The 13482-nt window shown below is 37.3% G+C and carries 16 protein-coding genes; 8 read left to right on the forward strand and 8 right to left on the reverse strand.

What is annotated here, in order from left to right:
• The first annotated feature begins 57 nt into the window (after positions 1–57).
• From ACMGDK_RS12790 to trpS, 6 genes are all read left to right on the forward strand, one after another.
• Positions 58–438 (forward strand): TraR/DksA family transcriptional regulator, encoded by a 381-nt coding sequence (locus ACMGDK_RS12790; RefSeq protein ID WP_048505480.1) that lies wholly within the window; start codon positions 58–60, stop codon positions 436–438.
• Between the two features lie 80 nt (positions 439–518).
• The gene (locus ACMGDK_RS12795) at positions 519–764 is read left to right on the forward strand and encodes a DUF6576 domain-containing protein (protein ID WP_116013118.1); all 246 of its coding nucleotides are present in this window, start codon (positions 519–521) and stop codon (positions 762–764) included.
• Positions 765–784: 20 nt separating this feature from the next.
• The gene (locus ACMGDK_RS12800; RefSeq protein WP_111958618.1) at positions 785–970 is read left to right on the forward strand and encodes a DUF2683 family protein; all 186 of its coding nucleotides are present in this window, start codon (positions 785–787) and stop codon (positions 968–970) included.
• On the forward strand, positions 970–1608 hold the full coding sequence (locus ACMGDK_RS12805; RefSeq protein ID WP_436808318.1) for a lipoprotein signal peptidase: 639 nt from the start codon (positions 970–972) through the stop codon (positions 1606–1608). Before ACMGDK_RS12800 ends, ACMGDK_RS12805 begins: the two co-directional genes overlap by 1 nt.
• 14 nt (positions 1609–1622) lie before the next feature.
• Entirely contained in the window at positions 1623–2267 is a 645-nt protein-coding gene (locus ACMGDK_RS12810; protein ID WP_436808319.1) for a SanA/YdcF family protein, read from the forward strand.
• Positions 2268–2412: 145 nt separating this feature from the next.
• The gene (gene trpS, locus ACMGDK_RS12815; RefSeq protein ID WP_436808320.1) at positions 2413–3381 is read left to right on the forward strand and encodes a tryptophan--tRNA ligase; all 969 of its coding nucleotides are present in this window, start codon (positions 2413–2415) and stop codon (positions 3379–3381) included.
• Here trpS and ACMGDK_RS12820 read toward each other — a convergent pair.
• From ACMGDK_RS12820 to ACMGDK_RS12855, 8 genes are all read right to left on the reverse strand, one after another.
• Positions 3378–4676 (reverse strand): sensor histidine kinase, encoded by a 1299-nt coding sequence (locus tag ACMGDK_RS12820; RefSeq protein ID WP_436808321.1) that lies wholly within the window; start codon positions 4674–4676, stop codon positions 3378–3380. The genes trpS and ACMGDK_RS12820 overlap by 4 nt on opposite strands.
• The gene (locus ACMGDK_RS12825) at positions 4677–5348 is read right to left on the reverse strand and encodes a response regulator transcription factor (RefSeq protein WP_436808322.1); all 672 of its coding nucleotides are present in this window, start codon (positions 5346–5348) and stop codon (positions 4677–4679) included. It lies immediately after the preceding gene.
• A 182-nt stretch (positions 5349–5530) separates the two neighbouring features.
• A complete protein-coding gene (locus tag ACMGDK_RS12830) occupies positions 5531–5980 on the reverse strand; it encodes a PepSY-like domain-containing protein (RefSeq protein ID WP_436808323.1) in 450 nt (149 codons plus the stop codon).
• 250 nt (positions 5981–6230) lie between these two features.
• Positions 6231–6926 (reverse strand): YjjG family noncanonical pyrimidine nucleotidase, encoded by a 696-nt coding sequence (locus ACMGDK_RS12835; RefSeq protein ID WP_436808324.1) that lies wholly within the window; start codon positions 6924–6926, stop codon positions 6231–6233.
• A 204-nt stretch (positions 6927–7130) separates the two neighbouring features.
• On the reverse strand, positions 7131–7721 hold the full coding sequence (locus ACMGDK_RS12840; protein ID WP_436808325.1) for an RNA polymerase sigma factor: 591 nt from the start codon (positions 7719–7721) through the stop codon (positions 7131–7133).
• A 197-nt stretch (positions 7722–7918) separates the two neighbouring features.
• Positions 7919–8410 carry a hypothetical protein gene (locus ACMGDK_RS12845; protein WP_436808326.1) on the reverse strand — a complete coding sequence of 164 codons (492 nt, stop codon included), beginning with the start codon at positions 8408–8410 and terminating at the stop codon, positions 7919–7921.
• Between the two features lie 83 nt (positions 8411–8493).
• On the reverse strand, positions 8494–9774 hold the full coding sequence (gene metK / locus ACMGDK_RS12850) for a methionine adenosyltransferase (RefSeq protein ID WP_436808327.1): 1281 nt from the start codon (positions 9772–9774) through the stop codon (positions 8494–8496).
• A 230-nt stretch (positions 9775–10004) separates the two neighbouring features.
• On the reverse strand, positions 10005–10955 hold the full coding sequence (locus ACMGDK_RS12855; RefSeq protein ID WP_426047978.1) for a LysR substrate-binding domain-containing protein: 951 nt from the start codon (positions 10953–10955) through the stop codon (positions 10005–10007).
• Between the two features lie 132 nt (positions 10956–11087).
• Here ACMGDK_RS12855 and ACMGDK_RS12860 point away from each other — a divergent pair, with 132 nt between their 5' ends.
• Both ACMGDK_RS12860 and ACMGDK_RS12865 read left to right on the forward strand, forming a co-directional pair.
• Positions 11088–12575, forward strand: a complete 1488-nt coding sequence (locus ACMGDK_RS12860) for a catalase (RefSeq protein WP_436808328.1) — start codon at positions 11088–11090, stop codon at positions 12573–12575.
• A gap of 104 nt (positions 12576–12679) precedes the next feature.
• A complete protein-coding gene (locus tag ACMGDK_RS12865) occupies positions 12680–13447 on the forward strand; it encodes an enoyl-CoA hydratase/isomerase family protein (RefSeq protein ID WP_436808329.1) in 768 nt (255 codons plus the stop codon).
• Positions 13448–13482 lie beyond the last annotated feature (35 nt).

The following is a 13482-nucleotide window of genomic DNA, read 5'->3' on the forward strand; positions in this document are numbered from 1 at the left end:
TATAGTTATTGTATTTCAAATTCCATTTCATAATTTTATTAAAAAAGAGAAAAGAATATGTCAGACGAAAGAGTAAGGTACAGCGATGCTGATTTACAGGAATTTAAGGCTATCATAAGAGAAAAAATAGAAAAGGCAGAAAGAGATCTTCAGCTGATCAGAGAAAGCTTCATCAATGACCAGAATAATGGTACGGATGATACTTCTCCTACATTCAAAGCTTTTGAAGAAGGAGCAGAAACGCTGAGCAAGGAGCAAAACTCTATATTGGCAGGACGCCAGGAGAAATTCGTGCGTGATCTTAAGAATGCTTTGATCCGAATCGAAAATAAAACCTACGGTGTGTGCAGAGTGACAGGAAAGCTGATTCCTAAGGAAAGACTTTTAGCCGTTCCTCATGCTACGCTGAGCATTGAAGCGAAAAATATGCAGAAATAAACCGTTAAGGTTTGTAAAATATTATTGGGTTTATATCGTATTCACGGATACTTTATAAACCTAATTTTTAATGTATGCCCATGAGCGAAGTATTAATCTTAGCAATTATTGTTGCTGCAGTTTTACTGTTTTTCAATAGAGAATGGATCAAAAACAGATTCTTTCCTGACCGGCAGAAGAACTACACCATAGATGATCAGTTTAATTCTGATAAACGTGAAAGGGAAAAAGAAATCGACAGAATTTTGAGTAAGATGGGCAAAAACGGGGTTAATGACCTGTCTGCAAAAGACCGGAAAAGACTCGACGAGCTGTCCAAAATGTAATATTAAAAAAAGAAAAGAAAATGGAATCTATCATAGTACATCCTAAGAATCCTATGGAACTGAGTGCGCTGAAAAGTGTTTTAAAAGATATGAACATCAGATACGAGCGTGCCCAGACCAAAAATACGTTCCATACAGAAAAGGTGGCCAAGAAAATCTTCGACAAGAAAAATTCTGAGAAACCCTCTAAACCAAAAGGACAGTAATGAAAAAGATCTTAGCTATAACCTTTTTAGTATTGTTAATTGATCAGGCCTCAAAAATTTACATCAAAACCCACTTCAATCTGGATGACAGTGTTACTGTTCTTCCGGGCTTTAAACTGACTTTTGTAGAGAATCCGGGAATGGCTTACGGGCTTCATTTCGGAGGTATTATCGGGAAATATTTCCTGGTGATCCTTAGACTTTTCTTAATTGGAGGAATGGTTTATATGTTTAAAAAATGGCTGCAGCAGGGAGCATCCAACTATCTTCTGATCCCAATGGCTATTATTTTTGCCGGCGCTATCGGAAATATCATTGACGGAATGTTTTATGGACTTATATTCGACAGCGGAACGGTTTATGACCCAAGCATCGACCGGTGGATAGGCTACGGAGGAGTTTCAAAGTTTGTCCCTTTCGGGCAGGGTTATTCTGCTTTTATGAAAGGCTGCGTGGTGGATATGCTTCACTTCCCTTTGGTAGACTGGTATGTTCCTGATAATATTCCTTTGATTGGTGGTAAACATATTGAATTCTTCAAATATATTTTCAACGTAGCTGATTCTGCTATTACCGTAGGAGCAGCCTTCTTATTAATATTCAGAAAAAAAGCTTTTCCTAACGGACTTGAGTTTTAAAAGCAGCATTCCGGATGAAAAAAGTAATTAAAAATATTTTTAAAATTTTCCTGCTGCTTCTTGTGGCGGGAATTATTTTTATAGCCTGGGCTAACTACAGCATCCGAAAAGAAAGCAGCGCTTTTGTTTCTTACAATATCTCTGATGTTCCTGAAACCAAAGTGGCTTTACTCCTCGGAACCGGGAAGAATCTGAACAACGGCATGCCGAATGCTTATTTCTACAACAGGATACAGGCCGCTATAGACCTGTATAAAAGCGGAAAGATCAAATACATTATCGTAAGCGGAGACAACAGCACCAAAGATTATAATGAACCGGAAGATATGCAGCTTACTTTAATGAAATACGGCATTCCAAAAGACAGAATTATAATGGATCATGCCGGATTTCGTACTTTGGATTCCGTGGTAAGGGCTAAAGATATTTTCGGACAGCATAAACTGGTGATCATTTCACAGAAATTCCACAATGAAAGAGCTGTTTTCCTGGCAAGAAAGAATGGAATGGAAGCGTTCGGATATAATGCCAATGATGTAAATAAATACGCCGGTTTAAAAACGAACCTAAGAGAGTATCTCGCTAAAACAAAAGTATACTGGGATTTGCTTTTCGGAGTACAGCCGAAATTCGGGGGAGAAAAGATTGTTATTCCTTAACTATCTTCACTGAAAATAACGTTGTTTTTTAGCTTAAAAATTCTCCGCGATTTTAATTTCATACAAACATCTGTGCAAATCTGTGTAATCTGCGGGAGAATTAATTAAATTTGCAATTCATTAATTTTATAAACAATCTAAACAAATGTCAAGAATTCTTACCGGCATTCAAGCCACCGGAACCCCCCATCTTGGAAATCTCCTTGGGGCGATTATTCCTGCTATTGAACTTTCCAAGCAGGAAGGAAATGAATCATTTTTATTCATTGCGAATCTTCATTCTCTTACCCAGATCAAAGATGCGCAGGTTTTAAAACAGAATACCTACGAGATTGCTGCGGCTTGGCTTGCTTGTGGGCTGGATACAGAAAAAACATATTTTTACAGACAGAGTGATATCCCTGAAACCTGTGAACTTTCTTGGCATTTATCATGTTTTTTTCCTTACCAGAGATTAACCCTTGCGCATTCATTTAAGGATAAAGCAGACAGGCTTCAGGACGTTAACGCCGGACTCTTCACCTATCCTATTCTGATGGCTGCGGATATTTTACTGTATGATGCAGAAGTAGTTCCTGTAGGAAAGGATCAGCTTCAGCATCTTGAAATTGCCCGTGATGTAGCATCAAGGTTCAACAATCAGATGGGGGAAGTTTTCGTTCTGCCTCAATCTGAGCTTCAGGAAGACACGAAATATGTTCCCGGAACAGATGGCCGTAAAATGTCTAAATCCATGGGAAATATCATTAATATTTTCTTACCTGAAAAAGAACTGAAAAAACAGGTAATGAGTATAGAAACCGATTCTAAAGGTCTGGAGGAGCCAAAAGACCCAGAAACAGATAAAGTTTTTGCCATTTATGAGCTAATCGCTACTCCTGAGCAGACGGAAGAGCTAAGAACTAAATATCTTGCCGGAAACTTCGGTTACGGGCATGCTAAATTAGAGCTGTTAAATCTGATCTTAACCCGTTTTGCAAAAGAAAGAGAGATGTTCACTTATTATATGAACAATCTGGATGAGCTGGAGGCAAAACTTCAGGAAGGTGCTGCAAAAACAAGAGTTGTTGCTACCGGAACTATCAAAAAAGTAAGAGCAAGCTTAGGAATTTAAGCATTAGATACCAAAGCATTGTTTTTAGAAAGAATGAAGCAATGCGTTTCATCTTCAAACTCATAGACAATATCCCATCCGGGATATTGTTTTGTTATAGTCCTGATGATAGACAGTCCCAAACCGGTAGAACTGTGATCTGAACCCTGTTTGTAAAAGCGGTTGAAGATCCGTTCCTTATCTAATGGAACCCCATTACCACTATTCTGAAAGATCAGCCTGTTGTTTTCTATAATAATATTGACAATTCCCTCCTGATTATTATACTTAACTGCATTTTTAAGCAGATTGGAAAGCAGGATATCCGCCAGATCAGGATTAAAATCTGCCCCAAAGAATCCTTTTTCAACAATGCTGACTTCAACTTTTTTGAATTCGATAAAATCCTCATAGCTCTTAACCAGCTCTACAATCATTTCATTGAAATTTACTTTTGCCATTTTATTGAACTGGCTGTTCTCTATTTTTGAAAGCATGAGCAGGGATTTATTCAGTCCTGCCATTCTTCTAAGGTCACCCTTTACTTCGGTAAGGAAGCTCATATTTTTCCTGTCAAGACCGCCATTCTGGATCGCCAGATCGATTTTATTAGTCACAATAGCCAGCGGTGTCTGAAGCTCATGGGATGCATTTTCAATAAACTGCTTCTGCTGATGGAAGACAAATTCGTTCCGTTTAATCATTTCCTCAATTTCCACATTAAGCTCTTCAAATTCTTTGATAGAATAATTCTGAGGTTCCTGTGGGGAAGAAGCCCCGAACTGGTATTTTTTCAGCCTTCCCAAAATCGTATAGAACGGACGCATGGCTTTATTCAGCATATAACCGTTGACAGCAATAATACTTATCACAAGTAAAATATACAGCACAATTAAAGCTGTAGTCAGGTCATACACCAATTCATCCTGCTCTACAGTAGAGGTCCGTATTTCAAGCCTCTGACGTTTTCCGAACTGATCTATAAAATCAGTCTCAAGTACACGGTAAGGCTGGTCCTTATCATCATACTCCATATAAAACATCTTATTATAGAGCCTGTTTTTATCTTTATATTCAGATTTTGAAATCGGTTTGATCTTAAATTCGTTGAATCCGAAATCTTTACTGTCCAACAGTTTAGGATCGTGATATACGGCCTTAATGATTTGTATCTTTCTGTCTTTCAGTCCGTCATCTACATTATCATACACTTCGTCCAGGATATAGGCATAAAATAGCGCCGCCCAGACCGCAATGATCAATAGCAGAATGCCAATCATATATTTGATAGTGTAATATTTTAAGGAAACTTTCATCTAGACAAATTTATAACCAATTCCATAAACGGCCTGGAAATCGCCTTCTGCATTGAGGCTTTTCAATTTTTTACGGAGATTTTTAATTTGTGAATAGATAAAATTCAGACTGTCTGCCTGATCAATATAATCTCCCCAGATGGCTTCAGCCAAAGTTGTTTTCTGCAGCGTTTTTTCCGGGTGGATCACAAAATAGTACAGGAGATCATATTCCTTACGGTTAAGAATCAGATCTTCATTTCCTACTTTAACGGTTCTGTTTTCCGGATCTATACTGATATTTTTATAGCTGATTGTATTTTCACCATCCTGGTTTTTTCTTCTGATCACAGACCGGATTCTCGCCATCAGCTCAGCAAGATGAAAAGGTTTTGCCAGATAATCATCGGCACCTATTTCCAACCCTGCAACTTTATCATCAACAGAATCTTTAGCTGACAGAATGATCACAGGATCTTTTTTATGGAGTTTTTTAATCTCTTTCAGCAGCTCCATACCGTTTCCGTCCGGCAGCATAATATCAAGAAGAATACAGTCATATTCATACGAAATGATCTTTTCCAGCCCTGCATTGTAGGTAAGAGCAAATTCTACAATAAAATGCTCTGCTTCCAGAAAAGTCTGTACAGTGTCTTTCAGTTCCGGTTCATCTTCTATGATTAATATCTTCATTCTGCAATATTGGTCTCTCAAATATATGAAATAGAAAGGAAGATGGAAGCTCAAAGCTTTTTTCAAACAGCAAATATCTGACGGTCATTTTTACAATAGTAATTAAATATTCTCAATTGATACTGTTACTTAAAACTTCCATCCTTTGCCTTTCATCTTCCTTCATATATTTTTTCAATGAATTAATCATCAATCCTCTTGAAATTTCCTTTTCTGTCAAATTCAAGATCCAGTCCGTTGGAAAGTTCAGCCTTATAAGACCATCTTCCCTTTTCTATCTTAACAATATAGGTATTAGGAAAGTTCTTGGCAGCATAGTTCCTGATCGATGCCGGAATAAATGCATAAGGCAGTTTCTGGTGTTTCCCGTCCACTTCTTTCCAGTTTCCGCTGCTGTCGAATTCTACCTTCATACCGTTAGCAAGATAAACCTGGTATTCATCAACGCCATAGATTTCTCTGTCCTCAATAGCCGATCCTACAGCAACACCTTTAAAATGGGACGCAAGGAAATTTTTAGCCGTTTTAGGCAGCTGATTGGCGTTGATTGCTTTGTCCTGTGCAAAAATAAATCCTCCTGTAAGTAAGAAAATTAAAACAAATGCTCCGGTGATTTTTCTAAAACTTTTCATAATATAAAATTTTTTCTGTTTTATTATGAAGCAAAGTTCAGAATCAATTTAGGAAAGAATTAGGAAAAATGAAAAGTGGAGAATGAATAGTGAAAAAAATTGAACCATTAAGATCAGATGAGTGTTTAAGAAAATTAAGAAAGCTGCTGCTTAATAAAAGCATTTGATTTTTTCTTAATTAAACTTAAAATTTTCAATCATCTTAATGGTTCAAAAAAATAAATTTTGCAGCTATTGAAAGCTATGCATTTTATAAATATTCTTTGATCTGCAGAAGATGGGTAATACTTTTTAGACCTTCTTCCTGCCTATTTTCTTTGTAAACATCAAAGAAAATCACATCAAGTCCATAGTTTTGGGAGCCTACAACATCTGCGATCCAGTCGTCACCAATCAGGATACTTTCTTCTTTACTGGCTTCTGCAAGCCCTAATGAATATTCAAATATCTTCGGATTGGGTTTTCTCACCCCAACGGAGTCAGCACTGGTAATGGTTTTAAAGTATTTATCAATTCCTGAAAGAATGCATTTCCTCTCTGTCACTTCCTGGAAGCCGTTGGAAATCACATGCAATGTATATTGCTTGGATTTAAGATATTCCAAAATATATTCCGCTCCCTCTACCAGCTCGTTGTGGTTGAGGATCTTATCAAGGAAATGCTCTTCAAAATATTGCGAAAGCTCTTCATCATCCACTCCAAAATGTTTGAAAGTATCATAGAAACGGTGTTTTCTCAGGTATTCTTTACCGATGATACCGTCTCTGATCTTTTCCCAAAGGCTCTCATTAATTTCATGATAGACAGAATGGAAGGCCTCAAAGTCGATATTATAATGTAAAGTGATTTCCTGCTTTTCAAAAAGGTCTTTGATGGTAAGGTAGGCGTTCTTACGGTGATCCCAGAGCGTATTGTCCAGGTCAAAAAAAATGTGCTGAATTTTCATACAGCACAAAATTAATAATTTTAATTTTTGGAAATCGGGAAATTCTTGCTTTTGGTTTGTACCAATTCAAGACTTTTTGAGTAACTCAGTAAAAAATCAATTGTTTGTTTCTTAGGTTTCAAAGTTTTCACTTTTAAGGAATCATTTTTTTTCATAGGCGAAAGTATGTTTTCCTTTAAACGTGAATTTTTCTAAAATATTATCCTAACGTGTCAATACAATGTTATTTTCATCCATGATTTTTCTCAGGTTAATGAGTGCATAGCGTACTCTACCCAATGTGGTATTGATACTCATATTGGTATGATCTGCAATTTCTTTGAAGCTTAAGCCATCGAAAAATCTTAATTTAATGACTTCCTGCTGGTTCTGTGGCAGAAATTGAAGCATTCTTAACAAATCCTCCTGGATCTGCATCGTTACAAGCTGATCTTCAATATTTTCCGAAGGTTCTCTGATCAGATCGAAAATAGAATACTCGTCTGTTTCAAAAGTGGTTTCTGAAACTTTAATGTTTTTCGCTTTCAGTCTGAAATGATCAATAATAAGGTTGTGTGCAATTCTTTTTGCCCAAAGAATAAATTTTCCTTCTTCGTTATATCGTCCTTCTTTCAGCATCAGGATGATCTTCATGAATGTATCCTGAAAAACATCATTGGCTAGGTCTTCATCATTAATTTTGTAAAAAATGAATGTAAACAGTTCTCTTTGATGACGATGAATAAGGGCTGATAGGGCTTCTTCGTCTCCTTTCTGGTAAAGGGAAATTAGTAGGCTGTCCGTTTTTGATTTCATAACTCTTCTCAAATAATAAAAATTTGCAGACCAGCAATTCTCCAGATATTTTATCTGGCCCTAGCTGTAAATACAAAGCAGTTTTTTAGAGTAAAGTAAAATCAATAGGCAGTACAATTATTATATGGTGTAAATATAATAATTTTTTAATAACTGTTAACCTATTATTAAATTTTTACGGGAAAATTTAAAAAAAATCACTTAAACATATCATGAATAAAGACAGTCGGAATATTTAATGTTAAATTAATATTTAAACCTTTCAGCTCTTTTCCGTTCAAACGCGCATTTCCAAGCGGGAAAGCATAGCCTCCTGCGAGATCTAAAATCCCGAAAAGAGTGACTCCTATTTTTGGTGCGATATATTTATTGGTTCCTTCTGCTCCTATCAACAGATAGTAGGAATGATAAAAATCAACATTTTTTTCAAAGTTAAGAAGCACATCGGCCTGCAATTTCGGCATGATCGCAAATTTGGAATCTGCAGATCCCATCAGAGCAGATGCGCCCAGCCTGTATATCACATCATCATTCTTCAGAAAGAGCAGCTTGCCTCCCAACTCCCCAAAGCTTTGATTCTGGTAGGTATAGCCCACGCTGACCATTTTATGCATGGTGTACTGCGCCTTTGCCACTATGCTAAGGAAAAATATAAAAAGTACGGTAGCTGCTGATCTAAAATTCATCATCTCTAATTATTTAAGGTGTAAAATTAAAAAAAACTGCCTTACCCAAAGATAAAGCAGTCCTATTTATTATTTCTGAAGACAAATTAAATGCCGAAAGCAGCTTTAATTTCGTCTACTTTGTCAAGTTTTTCCCACGTAAAGAACTCAAGACCTGTGAGGGTAATTTCATTTTTCTGACCTTTATTGAATGTTTTGTCAGCTATATAATGCTCTTTCCCCATATGCCCGTAAGAGGCCGTTTCCTGGTAGATAGGGTTTCTTAATTTTAAGTTCTGCTCAATCGCGTAAGGTCTTAAATCAAAGATCGAAGTCACTTTTTTAGCAATATCACCATCATGAAGATCCACTTTCGAAGTTCCGTAAGTGTTGATATATAAACCACAAGGCTCAGCAACACCAATTGCATAGGAAACCTGTACCAAAACTTCATCAGCTACTCCTGCAGCCACCAAGTTTTTAGCAATATGTCTTGTAGCGTAAGCAGCACTTCTGTCTACTTTTGACGGGTCTTTTCCAGAAAAAGCACCACCACCGTGAGCTCCTTTTCCTCCGTAGGTATCTACAATGATCTTTCTTCCCGTAAGACCTGTATCCCCGTGAGGACCACCGATCACAAATTTTCCTGTAGGGTTGATGTGATATTTGATCTGATCATTGAATAGTGCCTTGATTTCTTCAGTCTGTTGAGCTACCACTCTTGGAACAAGGATATTTTTGATGTCTTCACGGATTTTATTAAGCATTTCTTCTTCAGTTCCGAAGTCATCATGCTGTGTAGAAACCACGATAGAATCAATTCTTACTGGCTTGTGATCGTCAGAATATTCAATAGTTACTTGGCTTTTTGCATCCGGACGAAGGTAAGCGATTTCGTTTCCTTCTCTTCTCAATACAGAAAGTTCTTTAAGAATAGTATGGGCAAGGTCCAGAGCAAGCGGCATATAATTCGCCGTTTCGTTGGTTGCATAACCGAACATCATCCCTTGGTCACCAGCTCCCTGTGCATTGGCCTTAGCTTCAAAAGATTCGTCGTTTACCGCTCTGTCAACTCCCTGATTGATATCCGGAGACTGTTCGTGAATTGCAGAAATAACTCCGCACGAATCTCCGTTGAACATATATTCCCCTTTAGTGTATCCAATTCCGTTAATAACATCTCTTGCAATCGTTTGAACATCAAGATATGCATCGGACTTCACTTCTCCGGCCAGCACAACCTGCCCTGTCGTTACAAGGGTTTCACATGCTACCTTAGAGCTTTTATCATATGCTAAAAAGTGATCGATTAATGCATCGGAGATCTGATCGGCAATTTTATCCGGATGTCCTTCTGAAACTGATTCAGATGTAAATAGATAAGACATATTATTCTTTGTTTTTTAGATTAAAAATGTGTGAAGAAAAATAAGAATAAATTGCCTAGAAAGAATACTGTTTTAGCATATTTTTAGAGAGGTTGCAATCAGGTCAAATTTTTCCTCGTTTATAAACGTCCGCAAATTTAAGTACTATTTTTTTAATACTAAAGGATTTTGCTTATTAATTATAATTTTCTTAAAATTAATGATTTATATCATTTTGCGGCCTTCTTAGTTCATTGCGGCTTGATGCTCACAAATTCCTTCGGGTTTATATGATAATTCAGTTTAAGCTCAAGAGAATTTTTGATGGACAGTGAAAGTTCATCAATGATTTTCTGCTTAAAGGTCGGCTTATAATAAATAATGCTGATCTCTCTGTAAGGAAAAGGCTTTTTGAACCTGAAAACATTCTCCTTCTGCTCTTCCGAAAGCTGGCTTAATGCTAATTCCGGCAGAATACTGATCCCTCCTACCTTATCCACCATATGGACCAAAGTCTGGATATTGGATGCTAAGAAATCTAAATTCTTAGGCTTCAACGTATTTTCTTTTAAATGACAGATATTCTCAAACTGGTTTCTCAGACAGTTTCCTTCTTCCAAGAGCCAAACCTTTTCAACATTCAGCTCTTCAGGTATGATGTAAGAATTCTTTTTATTCGCTTCCGTATTGGAGCTGTAGATCATCAGTTCTTCATTGAAAAGGAAGTCCTGATAAAATTCATCGGCAGAATCATAAGGTGTAGAAATGATTCCGGCATCCAGTTCACCTGCTTTTAAAGCCTTGACAATATTATCAGTAGTCATTTCTTTTACATTCATCTGGATTTTCGGGTTGTCTTCCAAAAATTTAAAGATCTCTGTCGGTAAAATGAAGGAAGAAACGGTAGGAATGATTCCTAAATTGATCGTTCCACCCAAAATATTATTTAAAAGATTGGCCTTATTTTTCAGCTCATTGACAGATTCTATAATTACCTTTGCCTGATCAATGATTTGGAGCCCTACATCTGTCGTACGAATGGGGTGTGTGGTTCTGTCGAACACCTTCACATCCAGTTCATCCTCAAATTTTTGTATCATCGCACTTAGTGTAGGCTGTGTAATAAAGCATGCCTGAGCTGCTTTACCAAAATGTTTGTACTTATCTACAGCGATAAGATACTCCAGTTGCTGAATGTTCATCTGATTAATATTATCTATTACAAAGATAAAATGTTTTTGCTATTTGTAATCAAAAATTCAAGTAAATTTGATATTTAATACGTCTTCATAAGACAGTTCACAAGGGAAATCAACCATACAAATCATAACTATATGGATTCTAAAAAATTAACGCTAAGCAACGGCGCACCTTATTTTGAACATCAGGACTCACAGACAGTAGGTCCAAGAGGGCCTGTCCTGCTGCAGGATTTCATTCTTCAGGAAAACCTTGCGCACTTTGTAAGGGAAAGAATCCCCGAGAGAATTGTGCATGCTAAAGGAACCGGAGCCTACGGAACATTTACCGTAACACACGACATCAGTCAGTATACAAAAGCCAAATTATTTTCAAAAATCGGAAACTCATGCAGAATGTTTGCCCGGTTTTCTACTGTAGGCGGAGAAAAAGGAAGTGCAGATACGGCAAGAGACCCAAGAGGTTTTGCTTTAAAATTTTATACGGAGGACGGAAACTGGGATCTGGTAGGAAATAACACACCTGTATTCTTTATTAAGGATGCTAAAAAATTTCCAGACTTCATCCACACCCAGAAAAGAGTTCCGAAAACCAATTTAAAAAGTGCCACGATGATGTGGGATTTCTGGAGCCATAATCCGGAATCGCTTCACCAGGTTCTTATTTTAATGTCAGATAGAGGAACACCATACGGCTACAGACATATGCACGGTTTCGGATCACATACTTTTTCGATGATCAACGCTCAAAATGAAAGGGTATGGGTGAAATTCCATTTTATAACAAAACAGGGAATCAAAAACTTTACTGATGCTGAAGCTGTAAAGATGGCTGGAGAAAACCCGGATTTTGCACAGGAAGATCTTTGCAATGCCATTGAAAACGGTGACTTTCCGAAATGGACCATGTACATTCAGGTGATGACTGAAGAGCAGGCTAAAGACTTCAGATGGAATCCATTCGATGTTACCAAAGTATGGTTTCATGACGATTTCCCGATGATTGAAGTGGGTGAAATGGAACTGAATGAAGTTCCGGTCAATTATTTTGCACACGTAGAGCAGTCTGCATTTTCACCAAGCAGTCTTATTAACGGAATCAGTTTTTCTCCGGACAAAATGCTTCAGGGAAGGCTATTCTCTTATCCTGATGCCCACAGATACAGAGTTGGAGTAAACGCTCATCAGCTGGAGGTGAACCGATGCCCTTTTGCAATCAACAACTATCAGAGAGATGGTTTTATGGCAGATTCCAGCCAGTATCAGGACAAACCGAATTATTTCCCGAACAGCTTTGATGACATCAAACCGGATCCGGCCTATAAGAATTATGAATATGAGCTGGACAGTGCCCATGTTGCCAACTATAACAGGAATGAAAATGATGATGATCATTATACCCAACCCGGGTTATTGTATACAAAATCTATGACGGCTGAAGATAGAGAGCACCTAATCAGCAACATTGTAGGAAGTATGAGAGGAATTACCGGACCGAAAAAAGATGAGATCATCAACCGTCAGTTATGTCACTTTTTCAGGACAAATATTGAGCTTGGCATGAAAGTGGCATCTCAGCTCAATGTCAATATTGATGCAAATATGATGAATCACTCGAAATAGTATTTTGAAGGATTCGTCAAGTAAAAGGAAAAAAAACTAATATTTTTTCCTTTTTTTTGTAAAAAATTCATAATTTGCAAAAAATAATATTTTATAGTGGAAAAATGAGTTACGAAAATATATTATTAGAAAAGGAAGGGAAATTAGCTGTTGTAACCATAAACAGACCTCAAAGCTTAAATGCTTTGAACGCAAAAACGATTCAAGAGATAAGCTCAGCCATGGATGAACTTAACGCTGATGAGTCCTGTAGGGTAATCATTATTACAGGAAGCGGCGAAAAATCATTTGTAGCGGGAGCCGATATAAAAGAATTCAGTGATTTTGGACAGGAAAAAGCCGAAGAACTGGCCAGAAACGGGCATAATACCCTGTTCAACAAAATTGAAAATACATCTAAACCTGTTATTGCAGCCGTGAACGGTTTTGCATTGGGAGGAGGTTTAGAGCTAGCTATGGCGTGCCACATCAGATATGCATCAGAGAATGCAAGACTGGGGCTTCCGGAAGTTACTCTGGGATTAATTCCCGGGTACGGAGGAACACAAAGACTTCCTAAACTGGTAGGGAAAGGTATTGCCAACGAAATGATCTTCTCTGCCAAAATGATTCCCGCTCAAAAAGCAAAGGAAATCGGATTGGTGAATGAAGTATACCCTATTGAAGAATTATTAACTAAAACAAAAGAATTAGCGAGTATTATAGCCAATAACTCACCAATGGCAATATCAAAGGCCATCCAAGCCGTAAACTTGTCTGATACGGATAAAGGTTTTGAATCTGAAATCAAGTATTTCGGGGAACTTTTTGAAATGAACGACAAGAAAGAAGGGGTTACCGCTTTTTTAGAGAAAAGAAAGCCTAACTTCTAAGATTTTTAATCCAAATTATTTCGAAAAAACTAATG

This window comes from Chryseobacterium hilariae, from assembly GCF_051400735.1.
Classification (GTDB): Bacteria; Bacteroidota; Bacteroidia; order Flavobacteriales; family Weeksellaceae; genus Chryseobacterium.

Bases quoted from the DNA above. Each gene is read 5' to 3' on its own strand.
- ACMGDK_RS12790 (WP_048505480.1), top strand. From the start codon at position 58: ATGTCAGACGAAAGAGTAAGGTACAGCGATGCTGATTTACAGGAATTT.
- ACMGDK_RS12795 (WP_116013118.1), top strand. From the start codon at position 519: ATGAGCGAAGTATTAATCTTAGCAATTATTGTTGCTGCAGTTTTACTG.
- ACMGDK_RS12800 (WP_111958618.1), top strand. From the start codon at position 785: ATGGAATCTATCATAGTACATCCTAAGAATCCTATGGAACTGAGTGCG.
- ACMGDK_RS12805 (WP_436808318.1), top strand. From the start codon at position 970: ATGAAAAAGATCTTAGCTATAACCTTTTTAGTATTGTTAATTGATCAG.
- ACMGDK_RS12810 (WP_436808319.1), top strand. From the start codon at position 1,623: ATGAAAAAAGTAATTAAAAATATTTTTAAAATTTTCCTGCTGCTTCTT.
- trpS (WP_436808320.1), top strand. From the start codon at position 2,413: ATGTCAAGAATTCTTACCGGCATTCAAGCCACCGGAACCCCCCATCTT.
- ACMGDK_RS12820 (WP_436808321.1), bottom strand. From the start codon at position 4,676: ATGAAAGTTTCCTTAAAATATTACACTATCAAATATATGATTGGCATT.
- ACMGDK_RS12825 (WP_436808322.1), bottom strand. From the start codon at position 5,348: ATGAAGATATTAATCATAGAAGATGAACCGGAACTGAAAGACACTGTA.
- ACMGDK_RS12830 (WP_436808323.1), bottom strand. From the start codon at position 5,980: ATGAAAAGTTTTAGAAAAATCACCGGAGCATTTGTTTTAATTTTCTTA.
- ACMGDK_RS12835 (WP_436808324.1), bottom strand. From the start codon at position 6,926: ATGAAAATTCAGCACATTTTTTTTGACCTGGACAATACGCTCTGGGAT.
- ACMGDK_RS12840 (WP_436808325.1), bottom strand. From the start codon at position 7,721: ATGAAATCAAAAACGGACAGCCTACTAATTTCCCTTTACCAGAAAGGA.
- ACMGDK_RS12845 (WP_436808326.1), bottom strand. From the start codon at position 8,410: ATGATGAATTTTAGATCAGCAGCTACCGTACTTTTTATATTTTTCCTT.
- metK (WP_436808327.1), bottom strand. From the start codon at position 9,774: ATGTCTTATCTATTTACATCTGAATCAGTTTCAGAAGGACATCCGGAT.
- ACMGDK_RS12855 (WP_426047978.1), bottom strand. From the start codon at position 10,955: ATGAACATTCAGCAACTGGAGTATCTTATCGCTGTAGATAAGTACAAA.
- ACMGDK_RS12860 (WP_436808328.1), top strand. From the start codon at position 11,088: ATGGATTCTAAAAAATTAACGCTAAGCAACGGCGCACCTTATTTTGAA.
- ACMGDK_RS12865 (WP_436808329.1), top strand. From the start codon at position 12,680: ATGAGTTACGAAAATATATTATTAGAAAAGGAAGGGAAATTAGCTGTT.